The 25299-nt window shown below is 44.8% G+C and carries 21 protein-coding genes and 1 pseudogene; 13 read left to right on the forward strand and 9 right to left on the reverse strand.

The genetic code is table 11. The features are described 5' to 3' along the window. Positions 1–23 precede the first annotated feature (23 nt). Positions 24–3881 carry a DUF3683 domain-containing protein gene (locus tag A9E74_RS07790; protein WP_218104299.1) on the forward strand — a complete coding sequence of 1286 codons (3858 nt, stop codon included), beginning with the start codon at positions 24–26 and terminating at the stop codon, positions 3879–3881. A 59-nt stretch (positions 3882–3940) separates the two neighbouring features. Here A9E74_RS07790 and A9E74_RS07795 read toward each other — a convergent pair whose 3' ends face one another. From A9E74_RS07795 to A9E74_RS07805, 3 genes are read right to left on the reverse strand one after another with little or no spacing between them, the layout of a single operon-like run. Then, positions 3941–4288 (reverse strand): HopJ type III effector protein, encoded by a 348-nt coding sequence (locus tag A9E74_RS07795; protein ID WP_069296075.1) that lies wholly within the window; start codon positions 4286–4288, stop codon positions 3941–3943. 15 nt (positions 4289–4303) lie between these two features. Then, positions 4304–4969: a nitroreductase gene (locus A9E74_RS07800; RefSeq protein ID WP_069296076.1), complete on the reverse strand. Its 666-nt coding sequence runs from the start codon at positions 4967–4969 to the stop codon at positions 4304–4306. Further along, the gene (locus tag A9E74_RS07805) at positions 4959–5348 is read right to left on the reverse strand and encodes a YbaN family protein (RefSeq protein WP_069296077.1); all 390 of its coding nucleotides are present in this window, start codon (positions 5346–5348) and stop codon (positions 4959–4961) included. Before A9E74_RS07805 ends, A9E74_RS07800 begins: the two co-directional genes overlap by 11 nt. 245 nt (positions 5349–5593) lie before the next feature. On the opposite strand from A9E74_RS07805, the gene A9E74_RS07810 reads away from it, so the two are divergent. The 10 genes from A9E74_RS07810 to A9E74_RS07855 all read left to right on the forward strand — a co-directional run bounded on the left by A9E74_RS07810 (position 5594) and on the right by A9E74_RS07855 (position 15313). Beyond that, entirely contained in the window at positions 5594–8752 is a 3159-nt protein-coding gene (locus A9E74_RS07810) for an HD domain-containing phosphohydrolase (protein WP_069296078.1), read from the forward strand. Positions 8753–8805: 53 nt separating this feature from the next. Then, positions 8806–9720, forward strand: coding sequence for a ribosome biogenesis GTPase YlqF (gene ylqF, locus A9E74_RS07815; RefSeq protein WP_069296079.1), 915 nt, complete (start codon positions 8806–8808; stop codon positions 9718–9720). A gap of 64 nt (positions 9721–9784) precedes the next feature. Continuing rightward, positions 9785–10300 (forward strand): Slp family lipoprotein, encoded by a 516-nt coding sequence (locus tag A9E74_RS07820; protein WP_069296080.1) that lies wholly within the window; start codon positions 9785–9787, stop codon positions 10298–10300. A gap of 110 nt (positions 10301–10410) precedes the next feature. Then, positions 10411–10596 carry a hypothetical protein gene (locus A9E74_RS07825; protein WP_069296081.1) on the forward strand — a complete coding sequence of 62 codons (186 nt, stop codon included), beginning with the start codon at positions 10411–10413 and terminating at the stop codon, positions 10594–10596. A gap of 2 nt (positions 10597–10598) precedes the next feature. Continuing rightward, complete coding sequence (locus A9E74_RS07830; RefSeq protein WP_069296082.1) at positions 10599–10865, forward strand: hypothetical protein; 267 nt, start codon at positions 10599–10601, stop codon at positions 10863–10865. A gap of 29 nt (positions 10866–10894) precedes the next feature. Further along, on the forward strand, positions 10895–11113 hold the full coding sequence (locus tag A9E74_RS07835; protein ID WP_069296083.1) for a hypothetical protein: 219 nt from the start codon (positions 10895–10897) through the stop codon (positions 11111–11113). A 149-nt stretch (positions 11114–11262) separates the two neighbouring features. Further along, entirely contained in the window at positions 11263–11970 is a 708-nt protein-coding gene (locus A9E74_RS07840; RefSeq protein ID WP_084002998.1) for a hypothetical protein, read from the forward strand. A gap of 47 nt (positions 11971–12017) precedes the next feature. Next, positions 12018–12974 carry a nucleotidyltransferase domain-containing protein gene (locus A9E74_RS07845; protein WP_069296085.1) on the forward strand — a complete coding sequence of 319 codons (957 nt, stop codon included), beginning with the start codon at positions 12018–12020 and terminating at the stop codon, positions 12972–12974. A 5-nt stretch (positions 12975–12979) separates the two neighbouring features. Next, positions 12980–14443 (forward strand): decarboxylating NADP(+)-dependent phosphogluconate dehydrogenase, encoded by a 1464-nt coding sequence (gene gnd, locus A9E74_RS07850; RefSeq protein ID WP_069296107.1) that lies wholly within the window; start codon positions 12980–12982, stop codon positions 14441–14443. 99 nt (positions 14444–14542) lie between these two features. Continuing rightward, positions 14543–15313 (forward strand): lipopolysaccharide kinase InaA family protein, encoded by a 771-nt coding sequence (locus A9E74_RS07855; RefSeq protein ID WP_069296086.1) that lies wholly within the window; start codon positions 14543–14545, stop codon positions 15311–15313. On the opposite strand, the gene A9E74_RS07860 is transcribed toward A9E74_RS07855, so the two are convergent. From A9E74_RS07860 to guaB, 5 genes and pseudogenes are all read right to left on the reverse strand, one after another. Continuing rightward, complete coding sequence (locus tag A9E74_RS07860) at positions 15302–16180, reverse strand: SdiA-regulated domain-containing protein (RefSeq protein WP_069296087.1); 879 nt, start codon at positions 16178–16180, stop codon at positions 15302–15304. The two genes, A9E74_RS07855 and A9E74_RS07860, sit on opposite strands and share 12 nt — an antisense overlap. Positions 16181–16334: 154 nt before the next feature. After that, entirely contained in the window at positions 16335–16763 is a 429-nt protein-coding gene (locus A9E74_RS07865; protein WP_069296088.1) for a DUF6524 family protein, read from the reverse strand. Between the two features lie 27 nt (positions 16764–16790). Then, positions 16791–17066: an acylphosphatase gene (locus A9E74_RS07870; RefSeq protein ID WP_069296089.1), complete on the reverse strand. Its 276-nt coding sequence runs from the start codon at positions 17064–17066 to the stop codon at positions 16791–16793. Continuing rightward, positions 17057–18633: pseudogene (gene guaA / locus A9E74_RS07875) on the reverse strand (glutamine-hydrolyzing GMP synthase). Before guaA ends, A9E74_RS07870 begins: the two are co-directional and overlap by 10 nt. Before the next feature lie 62 nt (positions 18634–18695). Then, on the reverse strand, positions 18696–20159 hold the full coding sequence (gene guaB / locus A9E74_RS07880) for an IMP dehydrogenase (protein ID WP_069296090.1): 1464 nt from the start codon (positions 20157–20159) through the stop codon (positions 18696–18698). Between the two features lie 62 nt (positions 20160–20221). Between guaB and xseA the strand changes: the two genes are divergently transcribed. Together xseA and A9E74_RS07890 are read left to right on the forward strand one after the other, a co-directional pair. Then, a complete protein-coding gene (gene xseA / locus A9E74_RS07885; RefSeq protein ID WP_069296091.1) occupies positions 20222–21724 on the forward strand; it encodes an exodeoxyribonuclease VII large subunit in 1503 nt (500 codons plus the stop codon). Next, positions 21721–22560 carry a peptidoglycan DD-metalloendopeptidase family protein gene (locus tag A9E74_RS07890; RefSeq protein ID WP_069296092.1) on the forward strand — a complete coding sequence of 280 codons (840 nt, stop codon included), beginning with the start codon at positions 21721–21723 and terminating at the stop codon, positions 22558–22560. The genes xseA and A9E74_RS07890 overlap by 4 nt, the downstream gene beginning before the upstream one ends. Here the strand turns inward: A9E74_RS07890 and A9E74_RS07895 are convergent. Continuing rightward, positions 22542–25226, reverse strand: a complete 2685-nt coding sequence (locus tag A9E74_RS07895) for an ABC transporter substrate-binding protein (RefSeq protein ID WP_069296093.1) — start codon at positions 25224–25226, stop codon at positions 22542–22544. The genes A9E74_RS07890 and A9E74_RS07895 overlap by 19 nt on opposite strands. Between the last annotated feature and the right edge of the window lie 73 nt (positions 25227–25299).

Raw genomic sequence — 25299 nt, forward strand, 5'->3', positions numbered from 1 at the left:
CAATCAGGATTAGCTGACCCATTATGTCAACTCGTATAAGAGAAATCCCCTACAACTATACTTCTTTCTCAGATCGCGAAATCGTTATTCGATATCTGGGAGAACCGATGTGGGAAATTCTGCAACAGTTACGTGAACAACGCAAAACAGGCCGCAGTGCAAAGATGCTGTTTGAAGTGCTGGGCGATATGTGGGTTATCACCCGTAATCCGTATATTCAGGATGATTTGATTGAAAACAGCAAGCGCTGGGATTCATTGCGCCATGCTTTGCATCACCGTTTGGATCAGATCCGTCAGCGTGCGACAGAAAACGATAATCAACTGGCATTACAGCTGGAACAAGCAGCCCGTAAGGCAGTAGAAAAATTTGAGCGTGAATTGCTGGCAACTGCCGATCGCCGCAAAGTGGTGATGCGCCGTCTTAGCCGTGTCACCAAAAAACACAATATCTGTTTTGATGGTTTGTCCCGAGTCTCACACGTAACGGATGCCACAGACTGGCGTGTAGAGTATCCACTTGCAGTTATTAAACCGGATACTGAAGCAGAAATGGCTGCCATTATCGCCGCCAGTATCGAGTTGGGATTAACGGTTATTCCACGCGGTGGTGGTACTGGATATACCGGTGGTGCGATTCCTTTGACCGCTGACAGCGTGGTGATCAATACCGAAAAGCTGGAAGGCTTGGGATCGGTTGTCTATCGCAAACTTCATGGACGTGATGATGAAGTAGCCACCGTCAGGGCTGAAGCAGGGGTGGTTACCCGACGTTTATCTGATCTTGCTGGCAAGCATGGTCTGGTATTTGCGGTTGATCCTACCTCTCAGGATGCGTCCACTATCGGTGGTAATGTGGCGATGAATGCCGGCGGTAAAAAAGCCGTTATGTGGGGAACTGCGCTGGACAATCTGGTCTCCTGGAGAATGGTGACCCCCGATGCTACCTGGATGGAAGTGGAGCGGCTTAATCACAACATGGGCAAAATCCATGATATTGAGATGGCGACTTTCCGTATCAGCCGTTTTCAGGCTGATGGCAAAACTTTATTGGAAGAGCCGGAAGACATTGCTATTCCCGCTCAACAATTACGTAAGCTCGGCTTGGGTAAAGACGTTACCAATAAATTTTTGGGCGGTTTGCCCGGCATCCAGAAAGAAGGCTGTGATGGCCTGATTACTTCTGCAGTATTTGTATTGCATCGTATGCCGCAATTTATTCGCACCGTGTGCCTGGAATTCTTTGGTAACGATCTGAGTAAAGCCGTGCCGGCAATTGTGGAAACCAAAGATTTCCTTGATAACAACAAAAAAGTGTTGTTGGCGGGTATGGAACATCTGGACGAACGTTATGTAAAAGCCGTGGATTACAGCACTAAAGCGCCACGTTCAGAATTACCCAAAATGGTACTACTGATCGATATCGTCGGTGATGATGAAGACGCGGTGGCTGAAGCGAGTTCTGAGGTAGTACGTTTATCAAATGCCCGTGAAGGTGAAGGGTTTGTTGCTGTTAGCCCTGAAGCTCGAGCCCGATTCTGGGCTGACCGTGCGCGTACGGCGGCCATTGCCAAACATACCAACGCCTTCAAAATTAACGAAGATGTGGTTATTCCATTGGAACGCCTGTCAGAATATAACGACGGCATCGAACGCATCAATATCATTCACTCGACCCAGAATAAATTACGCATGGTGGATGCGGTGCTGCAGTTTTTAAGCAGTCAGCCGAAAGAGTTAAAACAAACGGTCAAAAAACTCGATGACAGTGCGGAAAATGACGCCATTCTGCAATCCAAAATTGATGCAGCATGTAGCCATTTACGTGTGGTTCAGACTCGCTGGAAAGAGGTTTTAGATAATCTGGATTCAGTGGCTTTGAATCATCGCGAACTGTTAGCCGATGGCGTGATTAATCTGCTGGCGGAAAGTGATACCTTATTTAATGTGTTGCAGCGCCGTGATCTTCGCGTTTCCTATCGTAAAGAAGTTGAAAAGCCGCTTAAAGAAATGTTCCAGGGGCAATCGCTGGAAGCATTGCGCAATAAGCTGGATGAGATTCATAAAGAGCTGCGTTCAAGCCGTCTGTTTGTGGCCACGCATATGCATGCGGGCGATGGTAACGTGCACACCAATATTCCGGTGAACTCCAACGACTATCAAATGATGCATGAAGCAGAATTGATCGTTGATGATGTTATGAAACTGGCAGGTGATTTGGGCGGTGTTATCTCCGGTGAGCATGGTATTGGTCTTACCAAGATGCAATATCTGGACAAAGCTACAATTGATGCCTTTGCCGGTTATAAACAAAAAGTCGATCCGTTTGGTCGTTTCAACGCCGGTAAATTGCTGGCAGGCTCCGGATTAGAAAATGCCTACACGCCATCATTGAGATTATTGCAGCAGGAAGCATTGATTCTTGAAGCCAGTGACTTGGGTGAGATCAACAACGATATCAAGGACTGCCTGCGTTGCGGTAAATGTAAACCAGAATGTACTACCCACGTGCCGCGTGCCAATTTGTATTACTCGCCGCGCGACAAGATCCTGGGTACCGGTTTGATTATGGAAGCGTTTCTTTATGAGGAACAAACCCGCCGCGGCATATCAGTACGTCATTTTGAAGAAATGAATGATGTAGCTGATCATTGCACAGTTTGTCATCGCTGCCTGAACCCATGCCCGGTGAATATCGATTTTGGTGATGTGTCGATGAAGTTGCGTGCCGTGCTGAAAAAGCAGGGCAAACGGCATATGAATCTGGGCACCTGGTCTTCGATGGCGTATCTGAATGCAACAGATCCGTTAACCGTTAAAATCATGCATAAAACCATGATTCAAATGGGCTTCAAAGCTCAGCGACTGGCACATGCGGCAGCAAAATATTTAGGGATATTAGCGAATCGCAAGAAAAAACGGCCGTTGCCTACTACGGGTAAAACACCGATCCGGGAACAGGTTGTACATTTTGTCAAAAAACCGATGCCAGGCAATTTGCCAACGCGTACCACGCGAGGCATGTTGGGGCTGGAAGATGACAAAATGGTGCCGATCCTGCGTGATCCCACCAAAGTCACAGAAGATTCGGATGCGGTGTTCTATTTCCCGGGATGTGGTTCCGAAAGACTATTCAGTCAGGTAGGTTTGGCGACCTTGGCGATGTTGTATGAGGTGGGTACGGAAACCGTATTGCCGCCGGGTTATTTATGCTGTGGTTATCCGCAGGCTTCTATCGGTGATGATGAAAAGTCGACGGCGATCTCCACCAGCAACCGGGTATTATTCCATCGGGTTGCCAATACATTGAACTATATGGATATCAAGACCGTTATCGTGTCTTGCGGTACCTGTATGGATCAGCTGCTCAAATATGAATTTGAAAAGATTTTCCCTGGCTGCCGGTTATTGGATATTCACGAATATCTGATGGAAAAAGGCGTCAAGATGGAAGGTGTGGATGGCGTGCAATATTTGTATCACGAGCCTTGTCACACACCGATGAAAACCTACAAATCCACCAATGTGGCGGCTTCCTTACTGGGCCAGCAGGTGACATTGAATGATCGCTGCTGTGGTGAGGCTGGTTCATTTGCTGTGTCGCGTCCGGATATTGCCACACAGGTTCGATTCCGCAAGGAAGAAGAAATCACCAAAGGCATTAAAGAGCTGACCGGACAAGACAAAGCAGTAAAAGGCAATGTGAAAATGTTGACCTCTTGCCCGGCTTGTCAGCAAGGTCTTTCACGTTACAGCGAAGATACTGGCATTGAAACTGATTACATTGTGGTCGAAGTGGCCAAACATGTTTTAGGTGACAAATGGCATACACAGTTTATTGATAATGTGAAAGCTGGTGGTATTGAGCGGGTATTGCTCTAAGCAAACCAATTTAAACCCCGAATGCAAAACTCTGCGTTCGGGGTTTTTATTTGTCAGTCTTAATGATTGGGGGTAAGAGCTTCACCATTAAAACTCACACGATCCCAGCCAAACTTTAGAAAGTTACGAATATTCTGGTGATCTTCACCTTTTGGGTTGAGCAGGACATCGCTTCGGTAATACCGACCGAAGCAGGCCAAAGTCTGTGATTCACCTAATTCGTGCAAAATGCCAAAAAACAGAATTTTGCACGAGCCATTATTTTCTCCAGCCTCATTATGCAACTCACCGTTATGAAATGCGGTGGGCGTGAATTGATAATTCGCATCAATCACCGCAATGGTATCTTCGAAATCCAGCGCCGAAGGATTATCATTTAAGGTGCTTAGAAATGTCGTTAAATCCATATAAAAACTCCAAAATCAGGTAAAAAAGCGGGTAAATGCGGCGACCGGTTCACGTGCTGTGCGGTATTGATTAACCGCAGCATCAACATCTTCATAACCCAAAGCCATACCACAGACCAAAATAGTGTCAGCAGGATAATGCAAAATGCTTTTAATTTGTTCGGCATATTCGGCCAATGCCGCTTGTGGACAGCTGGCAAGACCTTTGTTTTGAGCCGCTAACATCAAATTTTGCAGAAACATACCTAAATCGAGAAACGAGCCGGTCTGCATCTCTGCATCCATAAAAAACAGCAACATCACCGGCGCATCAAACGCCCGATAATTAGCTTCCCATTGTTGCTGTTGAGCCAGCTTATCTTTTCGATCAATCTGTAAACTTTGATAAAGCTGCAAACCACAGGCACGGCGGCGTTCGATATAAGTTGAGCGCCAGGTTTCGGGATAATAAGGGTAGTCAGGTTTTGGCTTAACACCACTTTGAAAAGCCTCAACCAAACACTCACTGATTTGCTGTTTGGTCTTACCAGTCACTACGGCAACTTGCCAGGGCTGAGTATTGGCGCCAGAAGGTGCAAATCGGGCGGTGTCGAGTATGTCATGGATAAGCTTTTCGTCTACCGCTTTGTCGATAAAGGCTCGGGTGCTGTGACGTTGTTTGATAAGCTCATCAATCTTCATATTTCGGCTCAGCTTCTTTTAATCTCAGCACAAAGCCTATCATTATTACTGCCAAACCCAGCACCATCAGTTGCATGCCGGTACGACCCCATAACATCGTAATGGAAAAGCTAAAAGCAATTACCAGCATGATAACCGCCTGGATTTTAGTACGTCGCCGAACGGTCTTGGTTTGATCCCACTGTTTTAATGGTGCGCCAATCCAGCGGTTATTCAGCAACATATTATGAAAACGTGGAGATGTCTCGGCAAAACATGCCAGAGCGAGCACCATAAATGGTGTGGTCGGAACAACAGGCAGCAGGGCACCAATAATGCCTAAAACGACACATAACCAGCCGCAACTGAACAGTAAATAATGTTTGATTCTTTTTTGCATAATGAAAAGCAGTGCTGTCCAAGCCTTGGACTTATTTGTAATAAAGGGTTGTCTTTCCAGACAGCTAAAATGTTTAATGTCATTATCAAGCAATGATTATACGTGCTGGCAAATTCGCTTAGGTTTGCATATTCAGCTTAATTTGCAAAATCTGAACGTGTTCTTAGTAAGTAACTAAAACTATGTGACAAGCTTCAGCGGTCGATTATCTGTTTGACTAAGTTTTTTCGCCAAAGAGGGCTGGGATGGAACAGCGAAACAAAAAATTTCAATTATCAATCCGCACTGCTGTTATGGCTGGTTTCATGTTTTCCAGTTTATTGGTGGCGGTGGTCGCCATCACAACACAATATTACGTTAATAAAAATTTAGCCGAGAGCACGCTTAATACACGTTATCAACAAACATTAGCCAATATCCGCGATTATCTTGAGTCGATAGATACACGCGCTTTTCACGAAATTAATGAATTAAAACAACTACCCAGACTAATCGATAACCCACAAATTAGTGATGAAACCCGCCAGCTACTGGTTGCGGTGATGCAACGTAATCCGTTATTTCAGTCTGTCTATCTTGGGCATCAAAATGGTGAGGTTGAACAACTGATAAATTTACAGGCTTCTCCCACATTACGTCAGCAGTTAAGGGCAGAAGAGGCGGATCGTTGGTTATTGATCAAGGTGATTAACCAGGGCGAACAGCAGCAGCGACGATTGGAATATTATGATCGCAACTTTACGCTACGACACGTCTGGCAGCATCAAAGCAATATCGATATAAGTCAGCAATCATGGTTTTCTGCAGCTAATACCGATGAGGCTGTCAAAACCCAATCCTATTTGCTGGCCGAAGCTTCGACACCAGCCCAGAGTTATTCCATAAAATTACCAGAAAGCGAGACAGTTCTTGCCATCTCGACAGAACTATCATCATTATCCACTATGCTGAAAAATCGTGATGCCGGTAGTGCTACTGAAATCTATTTTTATCCGCAAACAGGTAGCGTGATTGCCTCAAACCAAGCAGAAGAGGCACTGACATCATTGCCTGCCGCACCCAGACTTGAGTTAAGCAATGAGCAGTTATCACTAATTCGGGACAATCCTGTATTACGAGTCACCAGCGAAACTGACTGGCCACCATTAAATTTTTCCAATAACGGCGTTCCCAGTGGTTATGCCGTGGATATGTTGAATTACATTTCACGGATGACCGGTCTGGAAATGCACTTTGTCACGGGAGCAAGCTGGCAAGAATTGGCAACAAAGTTTGTCGATGGTGAACTGGAGATCATGCAGCCGGTTTTTTACAGTGAATTTCGCAATTTTATGGGTGAAGTGACCATTCCTTTTGTCGATGTTCCTTACGGTGTGATTACTACTTCAGATTTACCCGTTAACCATATTTCAGAGTTAAACGGTAAAACGATTGCTATTCCTCAAGGGTGGTCTTTAACAGAGAGGCTGCAAGCTGAATTTCCGGATATAAACATTATTGAAGTTGAAACAGTTCGTGAAGTATTTTCAGCGGTTATTTCCGGGCAGGTTGACGCAGGTATGGATACGGCGATCACTTTGCAGTATATCGCCGCACAACAACATGCTGATGAGATAACAGTGCATCAAGGGGTTGATTTTGCTCCGGCACAATTACCCACGGGCTTACATTTTATGGTTAACCGACAACGAGCTGGGCTGGCTGATATCCTCAATCGTTCACTGGAAAATTTGTCGGATAACCATCACCAGGCCTTAGTCGATAAATGGTTTAACTCGATTGATAAAAATCGCAACCTGCAAGCATTACATATTGAACGTTTCCAGAATAATGCCTTGCCGGTATCTGATGACGTGCAGTCACTCCCCCTCAATAATCAGTCCTATTTTGTCTATCATCAAGCCGTTGCGATTAATGATGCCGAAAACCATTATTTGACTATCATTTCACCACAAAAGACGGTGATGGACGCGGTGTGGAGTAAGACTAAAAATGCCATGCTAGTCGCTGGTTTGATGTTGCTGCTGCTATTGCCTGTCAGCTGGTGGTTTGTTTCGGTGATTTTAGATGCGCTGAAAAAAACTCAGCACAATATCGATCATCTTCAACAACGTCGTTTTACGGCTGTCGAAACTCAAGCAAGTCACTTGCTGGAGTTTAATGACTTAAGTCGCAAGCTGAATGATTTGGCGATTGCTACACAGTTGTATCAACAATCACATCACTATTGGACGGATAGTCTGGTGAAATCAGTAGCGCGGGCGATTGATGCTAAATCAGCTTATCCGACCCGCCACTGCGCATTAGTGCCTGAACTGACAATGCTGCTGGCAGATAAAGCGGCGGAGTCTACTGATCCAGCCTTTACAGATTTTCAACTTGCTAATGAAATCCAGCGTCGCGAATTGAGTTTAGCTGCCTGGTTGCACAGTTTCGGCAAGATCACGACACCGGAATATCTGGTCGATAAACGTACCAAACTGGAAATGCTTTATAACCGGATTCACGAAATCCGCATGCGTTTCGAGGTGTTGTGGCGCGATGCAGAAATCGACTTCTTGCAGCAATCCATGCAGCAGCCTGAAAACAGAGAGATGTATGAAGAGGCTTTAAAGGTTAAACAACTGCAGCTTGAAGATGATTTTGCCTTTGTGGCGCAGTGCAATATTGGCACAGAGTTTATGGACCAAAATGCCAATGAACGGCTGAAAAGATTGGCAAAGAAAACCTGGGAACGACATTTCGATGATCAGCTTGGTTTATCTCCTGTGGAACTCGATCAGCAGCGCGCATCGACACACAGTCTACCGGCGACAGAGCAATTACTTGCTGATAAGGCTGAGCATATTATTCCGCGTAATGCGAAAGCCACTGCAGATGCCATCGCTGGTAAAAACAACCTTAATCAGCCGGAACACGGCTTTAACCATGGTGAACTGTATAACCTCACCATTGAGTCAGGTACGCTGACTATGGAAGAACGTTTCAGAATTAACGAGCATATTCTGACGACTATCAAGATGCTTGAATCGCTACCTTATGTCGATGAGCTTTCCAATATTCCACGTTACGCCACCACCCATCTGGAAACCATTAATGGTAGCGGTTATCCTCGCGGTTTAACCGCGGCAGAGTTATCCGTGCCGGAACGTATCATCATGCTGGCCAACGTGTTTGAAGCTTTAACCGCTGCTGACAGACCATATAAGAAAGGCAAAACCTTAAGTGTGGCTATCTTTATTTTGCATCAACTGGTCGAACAGGAATTAATGGATCGCGATGTCTTCGAGTTGTTTCTGACTAGTGGTGTTTATAAACAGTATGCTGAACGTTTTATGGCCAGCGAACAAATTGACGAAGTGGATATCAGCAAGTACCTGCGCGAAGAGGACCGTTATATTTAACGCTTAAGCGTTATAATGGCTAAACCAATTCTGGTGTTTTTAGTGAGTTCTTGATGGCAATTCAGTGGTTCCCAGGGCATATGCATAAAGCCGGACTGGAGATGAAAAAAATCCTGCCACAGATGGATCTGATCATCGAAGTGTTGGATGCCCGACTTCCTTACAGCAGCTCCAACCCGATGTTGGCTACCCTGAGAGGGGATAAACCTTGTATCAAAATATTGAACAAGGCTGATCTGGCCGATCCTGAACTGACTGTGATTTGGCAGCAGCATCTTGAACAGGAGCAGGGAATCAAAACGCTGGTGTTATCGGCAAATGAAACTTCTCGGGGTAAAGAACTCATTGCTCTATGCCAAAAGCTGATCCCCAATAAAGCCAATAGCGTCAAAAAAATTCAGGCGTTGATTATGGGGATCCCCAATGTCGGTAAATCGACATTGATTAATGCCCTGGCAGGAAGACTGATTGCCAAAACCGGCAATGAACCAGCTGTAACCAAGGTACAGCAACGTATTATTGTTGATGATGTAGTGGTGTTACATGACACGCCGGGTGTGTTATGGCCAAATTTGGAAAATCATGACAGCGGGTATCGTTTGGCGATTACCCATGCGATAAAAGAAACCGCTTTTGAAAACCCCGATATCGCTTTATACGCCGTCAAATATCTTATGCAGTTTTATCCTGAAGCGTTAAAAAGCCGTTTTAATATCGATGGCATTGCTGACAATGAACAAGTGATGCTGGAAAACCTGGCGCGTAAACGGGGTTGCATAAAAGCGGGTGGCGTGGCGGATATTGAACGGATCAGTAAAATTTTGCTGACGGAATTACGTAGTGGTCAATTGGGCAGACTGACTCTGGAAACACCTGAAATGACCGAACGTGAATGGTTATTAGTGTTAAGAAGACGCGAAGAAAAAGCGGCCAAGAAAGCGGCACGTAAAACTAAAACTAAGCGTTAATTGCTGTGGATAGATCTGGAAAGAAAGCAGGTCAATTTAAAAACTGTTATTGGAGCATGGATTTATGCGTATTTTAACTTTGTTCGTGATCCTGGTATTAACCGCTTGTGGCCCGACCAAGCCTTCTATCCATGCAAAATCAAACAACGATATTAGCTATGAGCAGGTCATACAAAACGTAGACCTTTACCAAGGTCAATTGGTGCGGTGGGGCGGTATGATTGGCCAGGTAGCTAATTATGAAAATTTCTCTGAATTAACCATCGTACAATTTCCTTTAACTCGTCATGGGGTGCCGATTTCAACGGAACCAAGTGCTGGCCGTTTTATTGTACGTAGTGAGCATTTTTTGGACCCGCTAATTTATTCACCGGATAAATTGGTCACCATTATCGGTACCGTAGAGACATTACAGCTGCAAAAAGTGGATCAGAAAATGTTGAGTTTACCGCTGATTACGACTGAGCAAAGCCATGTCTGGCCACAAAATAATCCATCCGCATCACGTACCTATAATCCTAAGCATGACGCTCCATTTCTGGGGTACGGATATTATGGAACGGGTACTTACGCCCCATAAAAGCAAAGCACAAGTCATCTTTATTAAATCTAAATAATAATTATTTGCATTTAGATTAATCCATCTTTATACTGCATCTAACCTTATCAATCTTGCTGAGGTATCAAAAGATGCAGACTTCAAAAACGTATTTTCCTAAACAAAATGCCATACATGTGGCGTTTAGCCCTGATCGACTGGAAGCTTTAATCAGTCAGGGAAAACTACACGCTGCCGACTTTAACTGTCTGGACAAAAAGTCCAAACGCACTGTGTGGAGCATGCTGCTCGCCGCCGCAGCTCACCGATTGAGTTAATCATGAATGCAAACAGAGCTGAACGAGCAGAAACCTGGTGTGAAGCGGTTATTTTGGCCGCCAATGAACAGTTGGAATCAATGTATCGCCAACATGCCTCAGCATGTCTGGCGCTACAAATTTCTAGAAATTATCGATTATTACTTACTCACAACGAACATCCCTTAAAGAAACAGCACTGGCGGGCCTTATCTCAACGCTGGTTACTGAGTTATCAACTTCATCGAGGTCAACAACGGGGATTACCCGATATGTTGGAAAGCCTCTGAATCTTCATATTTAAAAAAGGATCTTCCTGATGGCTTCAAATTCCTGCCAACCTGAACATGTATTTTCTTCCAGTACCTGCGATATTCAATTCTGTCCTGATTGCCAGATGGTGCACCTCAACATGGGGGCCATCACCATTCGCATGACCGAACAACATTTTGCAGCTTATGCGATTGATATCAGCAAAGCCTTATTTCATATGCGACAACGTGAAATTCATCAGGCCGATATGCGGGTAATGATGTAACTAATATAAGTCCTAATAGCTAACTTCACCTGAAGTAAGCAAACCATGCCTCATATTTTGCGAGCTAATAAAAGCTAATTTAATATCCTGCAGCACTTTTCAGCTATGCTTATAGGCTAGTGATAAAGATCTGTTGAGGAATGCGCGGAATGGTGAAAGGGATTAAAGTCGCAATTCAGCTGTTGATTTTGCTACTGATTCTGATTTGGCTGGTCTGCGGATTGCTGCTGAATCACGCCAGAGATCTAAAGTTGGAACAACACACGCTCGCGCATCCCTGGTTACTTGAGCATTACAAAGTAACCGATGTCCCGGTGGAGCATGGATGGTTATTGGCCGATCAGCTGTTTATTGAAATTGACTCAGAACTCTATGTGAATGCTGAACGTAAACTGCGTTTGAATCGTCCATTATTAGGTGGGATTTTACTGGACGATATTATCGTTTTGGCGACCGATGATAATCTGATCCTGTTTGATAGCACTGGTCAGTACATTAGCGTGTTGGGTGCTGCAGAGCTTATTCCTGCTGAAATTCAAAATATCGGCTTACATCATGGCCTTCCGGTGTTGCAAACACGAACGGGCATGTGGCAAGGTAATTCGATATTGGATGATTGGCAATTGATCTCACTAGACGGCGTATCATGGAGTGAATCGGTACCTGTTCCAGAATCAACGATGAATCAGCTCAGGCAGCAGTTTGAAACCTATGGTGTCAAATTAACAGCCTTATTATCCGATCTGCATAACGGCAGGTTTTTTGGTGAACAAGGACGCTGGTTGATTGATGCATTATTGTTGTTGATACTGGTACTTGCATTGCGAGGCATGTTTGGAATGTTAGACAAGCCATAATCGGACAGCTATGCGATTATAACGATTCATTATTCGGAGGTAAGTTTTTGAGACTGCCAGAGTTTCCATTTCTGCCCAAAGACTTCATTGAAACTGAAGAGGGATTGATCTTTGCCGTAGTCAGTTACCATCCGCATGAACACAAAGTAGGCTGCTTTTTACGTTACGTAAATGATCAAAACGGCTGGCATAAAGTGGATACCGAACAGGCCAATCGTTTACTTGAACGGCATCATCCAGATTATCTTTATTATTCAAATCAGTTTGATGCGACGTTTCATGCGGTGCCGGTAGACAGAATAATATGCCACCATCGCCCTGAAGAACGACTGCAAATTTTAATGCACCAACCGGCAGAAGATCCTCTGCAACAAAAACTTCATAAATTGATAACGATTTTGCAACGCTATCAGGTAGATATTGATGCAATGGGGCTGACAGGCTCGATGTTGATCAATCAGCAGAAATCTACATCAGATATCGATTTGGTTATCTATGGGCGTGACGCATTCCATCAATGCAGACAGGCTATCCAAACTGCAATTGCTGATAATCAGTTGCAGAAGCTGGATAAAACTCAAATGCAGGAGAACTATCAAAGACGTGCGAGTGAGCTGGATTACGCTAGTTTCAGCTGGCATGAATACCGAAAATACAATAAAGCGATGATCGATGGCAGTAAATTTGATATTGGCATGGTCTGTCTAATAGATGAATTAGATATCGAACATCGGCATTTTCTTAAGCAAGGCATTAAAACCATTCAATGCCGGGTGACTGATGACAGTCGTGCATTTGATTTTCCGGCACGATACCAAGTTGACAACGCCGTTACTCCCGAATTGATTTCCTTTACTCACACCTATGTTGGACAGGTGGTCAAAGGTGAATTTATCGAGGTATGTGGTGCGTTGGAATGTGATGCTTCTGGAACCTGCCGTATTGTTGTGGGTTCCTCCCGTGAAGCTCGAGGCGAATATATAAAGGTGGTAGATCAAAAATGAGTACTATGGTGCAAAATGAGAAAGCAAAAGCAGATATCGGAGTAGTAGGGCTGGCCGTTATGGGACAGAACCTGGTGCTGAATATGAATGATAAAGGCTTTAAGGTGGCGGTTTATAACCGCACAACTTCTAAAGTTGATGAATTTCTCGAAGGTCCGGCCAAAGATACCAATATTATCGGCTGCCACGATTTGAAAAAATTTGTTGAAAGCCTGCAAATCCCACGACGCGTGATGTTGATGGTCAAAGCCGGTCCAGTAGTGGATGCCTTTATTGAACAATTGGTACCGTATCTGGACAAAGGTGACATCATTATCGATGGTGGAAATTCCTTGTTTAATGACAGTGACAGACGTACTCATGAATTGCATAAAAAAGGCATTCTGTTTGTCGGCAGTGGCGTCTCTGGCGGAGAAGAGGGAGCGCGTTTCGGACCTTCATTAATGCCGGGAGGCAATCATGCAGCATGGTCAGCGATTAAACCTATTTTCCAATCCATAGCAGCTCAGGTTGATGGTGAAGCCTGTTGTGATTGGGTTGGCAATGACGGAGCAGGCCATTATGTAAAGATGGTGCATAACGGCATTGAATACGGTGATATGCAACTAATTTGCGAAGCCTATCAAATGATGCGTGAAGGGCTAGGCATGTCGGGAGATGAAATTCAGCAGGTGTTTGCTGAATGGAATGAAGGTGTGTTGGATTCGTATCTGATAGAAATTACTCGCGATATTTTAACTGTTAAAGAACCTGATGGCAGCCTGTTGATCGATCATATTTTAGATACAGCCGGACAGAAGGGGACTGGCAAGTGGACTGGCATGAATGCATTAGAATTAGGTATTCCTTTGACGTTGATCGGTGAAGCCGTTTTCGCTCGTTGTTTATCGGCACTCAAGGATGAACGGGTAACAGCTTCTAATGTTCTACCGGCATTTGCTGGAGAGTTTTCAGGTGACAAAGCTGAGATGGTAAATGCCATTCGTGACGCTCTATATGCCTCGAAAATTATCTCTTATGCTCAAGGCTATATGTTGATGCGGGAAGCTGCCAAAACCTATGGCTGGGAACTTAATTATGGTGGTATTGCATTGATGTGGCGTGGTGGCTGTATTATTCGCAGCCGCTTCCTCGGCAATATTCGTGATGCTTTTGAACGTAATCCACAATTAGAAAACATGTTATTGGATTCATTTTTTATTGATGCCATCACCGAAGCCTTACCCGGCTGGCGTAAAGCGGTGGTGTGTGCCATCAATCTGGGCGTGCCGACGCCAACATTCAGCAGTGCTTTAGCGTTTTATGATGGTTATCGAAGTGAACGACTGCCTGCCAATTTGTTGCAAGCGCAACGGGATTATTTTGGCGCGCATACCTATGAGCGCTTGGATAAACCACGCGGAGAGTATTTCCATACTAATTGGACGGGTCGTGGTGGTAATGTCTCAGCGTCCACTTATGATGCCTGAGAAATAACTCAATAAAAGTAACTATAGAAAGGGCGATTATTCGCCCTTTTTTGTATTTGAAAATTGGTATCTGCTGCAAGACTAGTTATCATTTGTGACATGAAAAAAATAACGAGTTGGCGCTTACTGCCCGAATTCCCACATCTGCAGACAGAGTTTGCTGATTTGAATCAAATCTTTAACTTGCAGGGCGAAACGATTACCAGTGAACGGCTATCTGATTTAATACGAATCAAAATTGCCGATGATTTTTATTACGTTAAACGTTATCGAGTTGCGGGCAAAGGTTTACGCCGCTTTCTGGGCAAATCAAGAATTCGCAGTGAATGGGAAAATCTGTTGTGGTTTGCCGAGCAAGACATTAGTACCGCGCCGGTGATTGCTTATGGTTTGGAAACCCGCTGGGGTTTGTTTCATCGCGGGGCGATGGTGACCAAAGGAATTCCCAACAGTGAAGATTTAGCCAGTTTGGCAAGAGCCAATGACCCTCGGTTAAATGATGCAGTTTGGGTAAAAAATATCAGTTTACAAGCCGCGCAAATGCTCCAGAAAATGCATCAAAAGGGCTTTGTTCATAATGATTTTAAATGGCGCAATTTGTTAGTCGATGATCAGGATAGGCTATATGTTATTGATTGCCCTCTAGGGGCCTTTTGGCGCGGAGCTTTGTTGCGTTATCGCTGTATTAAAGATCTGGTCATGCTGGATCGTGTTGCCAAATATAAACTCACACGTAGTCAACGAATGCGGTTTTATCTGCAATATCGAGGGCATCAGCGTTTAACTGGTGAAGACAAACGTCAACTACAACAATTGTTGTCGAGAAAAGAACGAAGAGCATGTAGTTTTGCTCCTAAATTAGCTGTTTAGAGGCGTTTTACGCGTTAAAATCAACAATTGATTAGGTTCGCCGACGACATAGATATTGCCGTCACTATCAGCAGTGACACCTTCCGGCTGTCGCATTAACGGCCATAGATTAAATGGGCCGCGGCCCAGTCTGACACGTGAACGCTCCTGCCCTAATAAATCAATTACGTGCAGGCTATATGATTCATCGCTGAGTACCAGTAATTTCTGCTCTGAGCCCTCATTTAGCAGGGTTAATCCCGAAAAATCACCCACATCCAGTCGTAGGTTTCTCATGGCATCGAATTGGCTTTCATCCTTATCATTCGACAGCGAGAAATGTAGGATCCGCGATGGTTTTTCTCGCACCATAAACAAGCCGTGCTGTTGTGATATGGCGATACCTTCTAAGCCTTTGTTTTCTTTTTCTGGGGAGGAAACCGCAATAGTTTTAACATCTTGATAATGGATCTGTGTCGTTAGGTCATCAATTGTAATAAAGCTGATGGTTTGCAATCGTTCTTCACCGACAATAAAAATATTGTCTTTAACATAATCGATACTCTCGGTATCCGAGAAGCCAATCAAATCGATGGTTCGTAACAATTCGCCTGTTTTACTGATAACAACAATCTGTTCAGGATTATTAAGAACGCCATATAAATTTCCGGATTGCGGATGATAAGTCAGTCCGGATAAATTATCCTCAATTCCATCTATCGTGAGAACGTTACCGAATTGATAATCTTGTTGTAGATTCCACTGGCTATCTTGAACTGTTTTAGCAGAACTTACCGTACTGAACCATAGACATCCACTTAACGCCGTCGTGATCACCAGAGCGGTAATCCACAGTCTCGATTTGGTTTTGTTCGAGAAAAATGACATGCGTTAATCCTTCAGCTTAAATAGTTTTCAATATGACGTATTGATATGATTTAAGTGGAAAGATAACGTGCGAGACTTAATTCAAGCTGAAATTAAGCGGTGGATAAATCTACTTTAAATTACGTTGTGAAAATTTTTGATTATTGGAATAACATTATTCATCCACATCGTCGACATCAGCTTGTCCAGACAGGCGTCGGCGAATATGTGACCACGACATGCCCACGGCTAACACGGCAGCGACCAGGAATAAGGCTATATAGGTAAATGCGGCGTGATGACGCAGTTCCAGAATACCTAAATCAAACAGCCACCAGACAATAATGGCAAAAAAGGCAAAGGCGAGAATCAGGCCAAAGCCACCCAACGAACGAAACGTGGCGCGTAAATATACCGTCCAACCAATCAAGATAACTACGGTAGCCATGGCAAAGGGCGGGGTAATGTTGGTGCCATTACCAAAAATCGCATCATTGGCCCAATGGAAATAACTATAGCCACTCGGGTTATAGCTGATATAGACCAACAAAACAGCAAATAACAAACGTAATAAAAAGCCTTTGCTATTAAAACGTTGTGCCATGGTGATTCCCTTTATTGCTAATTTGACTTAGTGGATTTCAAACGTTTCAAACTCGCCAGTAACGGGTTGTTCGTTTATTTGGATATCGAGCACTTCTGCAAAACGAGGGCCTTGCCAGGCCCAATCGACAAACTGCTGGAGTTGAATAAGATCACCTTCGGCGACAATCTCAACCTGCCCATCACTTAAATTACGCACCCAGCCCGTTAAACCTATTTTCTTTGCCGCAATTTGTGTCGACATACGATAGCCAACACCTTGCACTCGGCCTTTAATCAATAAATGATAACGCTTTATTCCCATTCAATCGTAGCGGGTGGTTTACCAGAGATATCGTAGACGACTCGTGAGATGCCGCTGACTTCATTAATGATGCGTCGCGATACCAGATCCAGAAACTCATACGGAAGATGCGCCCAGCGAGCGGTCATAAAGTCGATGGTTTCAACAGCACGCAGAGCAACTACATAGTCATAACGACGGCCATCGCCCATTACGCCAACTGATTTGACCGGCAAAAACACCGCAAACGCCTGACTGGTTTTATCATACAAATCATGGGCACGTAATTCTTCGATAAAAATGTTATCGGCTTTACGCAATAAATCGGCATATTCTTTTTTGACTTCACCCAGGATCCGCACACCGAGGCCTGGGCCTGGGAAGGGATGACGATAGACCATGTCACTTGGCAATCCGAGTTCTACGCCAAGTTTGCGTACTTCATCTTTAAACAGTTCACGTAAAGGCTCAATTAACTTGAGCTTCATGTGCTCTGGTAAGCCACCGACATTGTGATGAGTTTTAATCACATGGCTTTGCCGGTTTTGGAAGCAGCAGATTCAATTACATCAGGATAAATGGTTCCTTGAGCCAGCCACTGTACATTAGTCAGCTTGGAAGCTTCTTCGTCAAAGACTTCAACAAATTCACGACCAATGATTTTACGTTTGGTCTCTGGATCATTCTCACCCGCCAATGCTGACAGAAAACGATCTTCAGCATCAACGCGAATCACACGAATGCCCATATGTTTGGCAAACATCGCCATCACTTGATCGCCTTCGTTTTCACGGAGTAGACCGTTGTTCACGAATACACAAATTAACTGATCGCCAATTGCGCGGTGCAGCAAAGCCGCTACCACAGAGGAATCAACACCACCAGACAAGCCCAGCAATACTTCATCAGTGCCGACTTGCTGGCGGATCGTTTCGATGCTGTCTTCGATGATATTGGCAGAGGTCCATAATGTTTCACAGCCACAGATTTCGGTGATAAAGCGCGAAATCATTCGTTGGCCCTGAGTGGTATGGGTCACTTCAGGGTGGAATTGCACGCCGTAAAACTGGCGCTCTTCATCAGCCATACCGGCGATCGGTGCACTGTCGGTACTGGCAATAACTTTAAATCCATGAGGCAATTGACTAACCCGATCACCGTGACTCATCCACACATCCAGCATGCCGAAGCCTTCTGGGGTGGTGTGATCTTCAATATCTTTCAAAAAGGCAGAGTGACCACGAGCGCGGATTTTTGCATACCCAAATTCACGGTGTGTTGATGATTCGACCTGACCACCTAATTGAGTCGCCATGGTTTGCATGCCATAGCAGATGCCCAGCACCGGTACATTCATTTCAAACACACAATGTGGTGCGGCAGGTGCGGCTTCACCTATGGTCGAGTCAGGACCACCAGAAAGAATGATGCCTTTTGGGGCAAATTCACGAATTTCGGCTTCACTCATATCCGGGTTACGTAATTCACAATAAACTCCGGCTTCGCGCACACGACGGGCAATCAACTGGGTGTATTGTGAACCGAAATCAAGGATTAAAATGCGATGGTCGTGAATATGGCTGCTCATGAATCTCTCTTACAGTCAGATAAAAATACCGGCTTTAATAAACAAAGCCGGTATTTAAAAAGTTAATTAACGCGGTAATTCGGTGCTTCTTTGGTGATAGTCACGTCGTGCACATGGCTTTCATTCATGCCGGCAGAAGTTACCCGAACAAATTCAGGTTTGGTACGCATTTCTTCGATAGTACGGCTTCCGGTATAGCCCATGGAAGCACGAACGCCGCCCATCAGCTGATGAATAACCGGGCTCAGGCTGCCTTTAAATGGCACACGACCTTCAATACCTTCCGGTACCAGTTTGTCGGCTTCGCTGGATTCTTGGAAGTAACGGTCACTGGAACCTTGTTTTTGCTGCATCGCACCCATAGAGCCCATGCCACGATAGGATTTGTAGGCACGACCTTGGAATAATTCGACTTCACCTGGCGCTTCTTCGGTACCAGCAAACATGCCGCCAATCATGATGGTATGAGCACCGGCTACAATTGCTTTAGCGATATCACCCGAGTAACGCACACCACCATCAGCAATCAGTGGAACACCGGTTCCAGCAAGTGCTGCTGCAACATTACTGATGGCGCTGATTTGTGGAACACCGACACCAGCAACAATACGTGTAGTACAAATTGAACCGGGACCGATACCGACTTTAACCGCATCAGCACCTGCCTCAACCAAAGCTTTGGCTGCAGCTGCAGTAGCGATATTGCCGCCAATCACTTGAACTTGAGGATAGTGTTGTTTAACCCAGCGAACCTGATCCAATACACCTTGTGAGTGACCATGAGCAGTATCGACAACAATGACATCCACTCCGGCTGCGACTAATGCATCAACACGCGCTTCACTCTCCGCGCCAATGCCAACTGCCGCGCCGACACGTAAACGTTCCTGCGCATCTTTGGAGGCCAAAGGATTATCAGTTTGTTTTTGAATATCTTTAACGGTAATCATGCCCTGCAGATGAAATTGGTCATCGACTACCAGTACTTTTTCAATGCGATTGCTATGCAGCAAGTGCAAAACTTCTTCACGGCTGGCATCTTCACCAACGGTGACCAGTTTATCTTTGCCGGTCATGATTGAAGAGACAGGGTTATCAAAATGTTTTTCGAAACGTAAATCGCGACTGGTCACAATGCCGACAAGATCATCACCATCAACCACCGGTACGCCAGAGATATTGTGAGCTCGGGTCAAAGCAACGACATCGCCGATAGTAGTATTCGGGCCAACTGTAATTGGGTCACGAACCACACCACTTTCAAATTTTTTCACTTTACGGACTTCGTCAGCTTGCTGCTCGATAGTCATATTTTTATGCAGAATACCCAGACCGCCTTCCTGTGCCATAGCAATTGCCAGACGACTTTCAGTGACGGTATCCATAGCGGCGGATAACAACGGAATGTTGATGGTGATGTCACGTGTCAGTTGTGTTGACAGACTGACATCGCGCGGCAGAACATTTGAATAGGCGGGGACTAATAAAACGTCATCAAATGTCAGGGCTTCTTGCGCAATTCTCATGAGGCGGGTTCCCGAATTTACTGTAATATGATCGACAAATTATATCAGGAACTTAGTGGTTTATGGCATCACTTATGACATCGGATTCGCAAGGTAAACTCGCTACCCGTGCTGTCAAGGATGTATATCCGGTTTCGCGATTGGTCAGAGAAGTCCGGCTGATGCTGGATGGTTCGTTTCCACTTTTGTGGGTGGAAGGCGAGATCTCCAATTTAGCGATGCCGGCTTCTGGGCATATTTACTTCACACTTAAAGACTCAGCTGCGCAAGTGCGCTGTGCGATGTTTCGTGGACGCAATCAACAATTACGCTTTACGCCGGAAAACGGCATGCAGGTATTATTGCGTGTCAAAGTCACGCTTTATGAAGGTCGCGGCGAATTTCAGCTAGTTGTTGAGCACATGGAAGAGGCAGGCAGCGGTGCCTTGCAGCGTGCTTATGAAGCATTAAAAGCCAGACTGGGCCAAGAAGGTCTTTTCGATACCGCCCATAAAAAACCGTTACCATTTTTGCCGCAAACCATTGGCATTGTGTCCTCACCAGATGGCGCGGCGGTTCACGATATTTTGCATGTTTTGAAACGTCGTTTCCCGGCAATCAAAGTGATTCTGTATCCCGTTGCGGTACAAGGTGAAACGGCACCACGGCAAATTGCAGCTGCTATTCAAACTGCCGATCAGCGACAGGAATGTGACTTGCTGATAGTGGGACGAGGCGGTGGCTCGCTGGAGGATCTGTGGAGTTTTAATGACGAACTGGTCGCCAGAGCTTTATTTGCCTGTCAGATTCCAACTATCAGTGCGGTAGGTCATGAAATTGATTTTACCATTGCTGATTTTGTGGCTGATGTTAGAGCGCCGACACCTTCGGCAGCAGCAGAATTGGCGGTACCCGAAGCGCGTCAATTAGCGTTAAATTTACGCAATTTGTTGCAAAATCTAAGTAGTCGAGTCCAACAGAAACTGTTTAATGAACAACGACATATACGTTATTTAACCCAGCGGTTACCACGCCCGCAACAGCAACTGAAACTTCAGCAGCAACAATTAAAACGCCTGCAGTCCCAATTGGATTACAGCTTTCAGCGGCGCATACAAAGCAAGCAACAGCAGTTGGATTATTTGTCTGCAAGATTACCGCATCCCCAACTGCGGATCAGCTGGCGGCAAACCCGTTTGCAGGATTTATCACAGCGATTCGAAAAAGCATTTGCTATACAACAACAGCATTTCAGACAACAAAGCCAAAATCTTACTGATCGGTTAAAGCGATTAGTGCCGGTCTCCCGATTGAAACAACAACAGCAGCTTGTAGAAGCGCTTTCTGCACAATTAAACCGGCTGACTCGACAGCAGATTACCGATCACAAAAAACAGTTGATGCAATTGATGCGAACACTTTCAGTTGTCAGTCCTTTAAATACGCTGGAGCGGGGTTACAGCATCACTAGTGATGAGCAAAGCGGTAATGTTATTTACCGCGCGGATGAAGTGGCTATTGGTCAGAAACTGCAAATCCGTTTATTTGAAGGTCAATTGAACTGTGAAGTGCGTGAGAAAAAATGAAATTAAATTTTATCTGTTTGCCCATTCTGTTATTGCTGTGTTCGTCTGTTTGGGCATTACCACAACAATTTCCGGTACCTGGTGGCGTCATCATTTTGCCGTTGGAAATTGATGGAAATATAGCTCCTAAAGTCACCTACGAAAAACAACAGGTGCTGGTGGTAAAAGAGGATTCCCAATGGCAGGCCGTAGTGGGCATTCCTTTAGCAGCCAAACCTGGCAATCATAAAGTGCTGGTGGATGACCAAGGCGCATTAAGCAGCATTCTGTTTGAGGTCAAACACAAATCTTATCCTACCCAGCATGTGAACGTGCCCGATGATCGTAAGGTAAATCCTTATGCTGAAGATATGGTTCGCATCGAAGCAGAGACCGCTAAGATCAATACAGCCCTACGTAACTGGCGGGTGAGTGACGACGTACCTTTCAATTTTGTGTGGCCGATTGAAGGTCGTGTCAGCGGCCTGTTTGGTCGGCGCAGAGTATTCAATGGCGAAGAACGTAATCCTCATAGTGGAATTGATATTGCAGCGCCCACCGGCACCAGTATTATGGCGCCTGCCGATGGTATTGTAACGGATACTGGTGACTACTTTTTCAATGGTAATACCGTAATGATTGATCACGGTCAGGGCCTCGTCACCATGTTTTGTCATCTGGATAAGATTGATGTCAAAGTTGGTCAACTGGTTAAACAAAGAGACATCATTGGTACGGTTGGAGCAACGGGGAGAGTCACTGGCCCACATTTGCATCTTGGAGTCAGTTTGAACGATGCCCGGGTAGAACCATTATTGTTCTTCCCTAAGCGACAGGGTTACCCATCTTTGGACTGAGCTGCTGGTCCAGCAAACTGATTTAATAATTCTTTTAGCAGGCTGAAGTTAACGGGTTTGGTGAGATAGGCGGTAAACAAACCTTCTGCTTGTTGTAAATCATAAGGCATGGCGGCAGCAGTGACAGCTATCACTGGGATATGGCGAAACTTTGGATTAGCGTTAATCTGCTCGGTAGCCTGTAAGCCACTTATTCCGGGGAGATTAATATCCATCAGGATAACTTTTGGCATATTGTTTTCCAGCCATTCCAATCCGGCTTCAGCCGTTTTGCAAACATATAATTCATATTGTGGCAGGCGATCAAAAAAGGCTTCCATCAGTTTGATATTGGCCGGATTGTCTTCGATATGCAAAATGACTGTGCCGGAAGCAGATTTAACCGAAGGTTCCGAGAGCAGTGAAGAGGTTTGCTGACTCAGACTGCCATTGTGAAGTGTCTGGTTGGTTATCGGTAATTCCACCCAGAATCGACTGCCTACGTTTTCTTTACTTTCAAATCCAATGTGACCATCCATGGCTTTTATAAGTCGTTGCGTGACAATAAGTCCAACGCCAGTGCCCTCAATTCCTGAGTTCTCTTGCCCTAATCGATCAAACGCCGTAAACAGATAATTTTGTTTATCCTGCGGAATTCCAATGCCTGTATCTTGGACAGTAATTCGCAAGCGATTAAGACCATGGATGATCTCCCCACTAATAAAGACCTCACCATCTGGTCGGTTATATTTGATAGCGTTACTCACCAGATTAATCAAAATTTGCTTGAGTTTGGTTAAATCAGCGAGCACCAGGTGATCGGGTATTTCGCCGGTTAGAATGTTGACCTTATACCGTGAGGCCAGGTTTTGCAGCATTGGCAAACAATGTTTAATGGCGACACTGACATCTACTGGCTCAATGGATACTTCCACTGTACCCGTTTCGATTTTTGCCAGCTCCAGAACATCATTAATAAGCTTGAGCAAATGCTCACCACTTTGAATGATTAGCTTCAGACTATCCTGCTGAGTATCGTTAAGGGGAGCCATTTGATCGCTCTGTAATAGATGAGCGAAACCTAAAACGGCATTCAATGGTGTGCGTAATTCATGGCTCATTGCAGAGAGGAATTCGGATTTGGCCTGGTTAGCTTTTTCGGCTTCTTCTTTGGCGGCAATCAATGCCAGATGCTCCGCTTTTTGCAAAGAAATATCACGTGCTATACCGGTAAAGAAATAATGGCCTTCCCATTTAAAGGCGCTTAAAGTCAATTCAATAGGAATCATTTGCCCACTTTTATGTAAGGCTTCCAGCTCAATCGGTTGGCCGATTATTTTGGATTGCTCCGTGCTGAGAAAACGTGACATGCCAGCTTCATGATGGTGTCGATGTTGAGCTGGCATCAGCAGGGTAATATTCTGGCCAATAATTTCTTCTGGTTGATAGCCGAATAAACGAACTGAGGCGACATTAAAGTTTTGAATAATGCCAGTTTCATCAATAGTGATAACACCTTCCATTGTATGATTCAGCAGAGTTTGTAAACGTTCACTTTCACGTTTAGCCTTCTCTTCCAATTGTTTGCCTTTTTCCAGCTCAGCTTCCAATGTGGCAGTTTGTATGGCAATTTGTTGACTTAATACTTTGGCATGCTGACGTTTGATGAAATAACCCATCGCCATTAATGCTGCGATCAAAAATAACGAAAAAACCAGCCATTTCAGCCATACCGACAAGCTGGGCGTAGGGTCATAAATAAAACCTTCCAGCCGATGATCATCATTAATTAAACCTAATTGCTGATAATGTTCAGCAATTTTTTGCCAGCGCTCGATAGTCATATGACCTATTGAGACGGTGGGATATAAGCTGAGCTCACTGAGTTTTTCCGCTTCAAATTCCAGATGTGCCCGTGATTTATTTTGGCTGTTATAGTCCTTTTCAATCACATCAATCATTTCATGAGGGTGTTCCAAGGCGTATTGCCAGCCACGTATAGTGGCATCTCGAAATGCATCAACGATTTGAGGCTGACGTTTCAAATACTGTTCGGAAGTGAAAATAATATCGCTGTAGAAATTGATATTGAATTCATGCGGTGACAGGGTACGGTAATTGACGCCTTGTTCTCTCATCCAGAAGGGTTCATTGGATATATAAGCAGTAAGTGCATCCACTTTGCCAGCGATTAGATTGTCAATGTCATCTGTGGTCGGATCCACAATATTCAGTTGATGAGGATGAATATTAAATCTCAGCAACATAGCCGATAAATCATCGGCATAAGATTGCCGAGTCACGGTTTTGCCGATGAAATCGTTAGGATGGTTTATATCTGAGTCCGCTCGAACCAACCAGGTATAGGGGCTACTTTGAAAGATTGCCGCGAGCGCAACAAACGGGCGGCCTTTCAATCTTTCGACAACCAGACCGGCTCCAGAAATACCGAATTCAACATCACCATTTTCAATTTCATTGAAAGGCGCTTTCTGTCCATTGAGGAGGGTGACATCCAGCCCGGCTTCTTGATAAAAGCCTTTTTCTACGGCGGAGTAAATACCAGCAAATTGAAATTGATGTTGCCAGTGAAGTTTGACTGATACGGAAGTTAGATTCTGATTTGTTTCATCTGCCAGTGCTAAGTTGGCAAATAACAATAAGACAAGCCCGATCAGTCGATACATAAAAAGTACTCAAACAGAGTTCAATTCATATTACTCTACTGCTCTGGGGAATGACCAGAAACTTATTGTGGAA

This window comes from Methylophaga muralis (assembly GCF_001720165.1).
In the GTDB taxonomy this organism is placed as follows: Bacteria; Pseudomonadota; Gammaproteobacteria; order Nitrosococcales; family Methylophagaceae; genus Methylophaga; species Methylophaga muralis.

What these genes read in the sequence shown, in the direction of transcription:
- A9E74_RS07895 (WP_069296093.1), bottom strand. Translation starts at nt 25,226, where the DNA reads ATGTATCGACTGATCGGGCTTGTCTTATTGTTATTTGCCAACTTAGCA.
- A9E74_RS07840 (WP_084002998.1), top strand. Translation starts at nt 11,263, where the DNA reads ATGGTGAAAGGGATTAAAGTCGCAATTCAGCTGTTGATTTTGCTACTG.
- A9E74_RS07890 (WP_069296092.1), top strand. Translation starts at nt 21,721, where the DNA reads ATGAAATTAAATTTTATCTGTTTGCCCATTCTGTTATTGCTGTGTTCG.
- A9E74_RS07835 (WP_069296083.1), top strand. Translation starts at nt 10,895, where the DNA reads ATGGCTTCAAATTCCTGCCAACCTGAACATGTATTTTCTTCCAGTACC.
- A9E74_RS07790 (WP_218104299.1), top strand. Translation starts at nt 24, where the DNA reads ATGTCAACTCGTATAAGAGAAATCCCCTACAACTATACTTCTTTCTCA.
- A9E74_RS07825 (WP_069296081.1), top strand. Translation starts at nt 10,411, where the DNA reads ATGCAGACTTCAAAAACGTATTTTCCTAAACAAAATGCCATACATGTG.
- ylqF (WP_069296079.1), top strand. Translation starts at nt 8,806, where the DNA reads ATGGCAATTCAGTGGTTCCCAGGGCATATGCATAAAGCCGGACTGGAG.
- A9E74_RS07870 (WP_069296089.1), bottom strand. Translation starts at nt 17,066, where the DNA reads ATGGGAATAAAGCGTTATCATTTATTGATTAAAGGCCGAGTGCAAGGT.
- A9E74_RS07860 (WP_069296087.1), bottom strand. Translation starts at nt 16,180, where the DNA reads ATGTCATTTTTCTCGAACAAAACCAAATCGAGACTGTGGATTACCGCT.
- A9E74_RS07855 (WP_069296086.1), top strand. Translation starts at nt 14,543, where the DNA reads ATGAAAAAAATAACGAGTTGGCGCTTACTGCCCGAATTCCCACATCTG.
- xseA (WP_069296091.1), top strand. Translation starts at nt 20,222, where the DNA reads ATGGCATCACTTATGACATCGGATTCGCAAGGTAAACTCGCTACCCGT.
- A9E74_RS07795 (WP_069296075.1), bottom strand. Translation starts at nt 4,288, where the DNA reads ATGGATTTAACGACATTTCTAAGCACCTTAAATGATAATCCTTCGGCG.
- A9E74_RS07800 (WP_069296076.1), bottom strand. Translation starts at nt 4,969, where the DNA reads ATGAAGATTGATGAGCTTATCAAACAACGTCACAGCACCCGAGCCTTT.
- A9E74_RS07810 (WP_069296078.1), top strand. Translation starts at nt 5,594, where the DNA reads ATGGAACAGCGAAACAAAAAATTTCAATTATCAATCCGCACTGCTGTT.
- A9E74_RS07830 (WP_069296082.1), top strand. Translation starts at nt 10,599, where the DNA reads ATGAATGCAAACAGAGCTGAACGAGCAGAAACCTGGTGTGAAGCGGTT.
- guaB (WP_069296090.1), bottom strand. Translation starts at nt 20,159, where the DNA reads ATGAGAATTGCGCAAGAAGCCCTGACATTTGATGACGTTTTATTAGTC.
- A9E74_RS07865 (WP_069296088.1), bottom strand. Translation starts at nt 16,763, where the DNA reads ATGGCACAACGTTTTAATAGCAAAGGCTTTTTATTACGTTTGTTATTT.
- A9E74_RS07820 (WP_069296080.1), top strand. Translation starts at nt 9,785, where the DNA reads ATGCGTATTTTAACTTTGTTCGTGATCCTGGTATTAACCGCTTGTGGC.
- gnd (WP_069296107.1), top strand. Translation starts at nt 12,980, where the DNA reads ATGGTGCAAAATGAGAAAGCAAAAGCAGATATCGGAGTAGTAGGGCTG.
- A9E74_RS07805 (WP_069296077.1), bottom strand. Translation starts at nt 5,348, where the DNA reads ATGCAAAAAAGAATCAAACATTATTTACTGTTCAGTTGCGGCTGGTTA.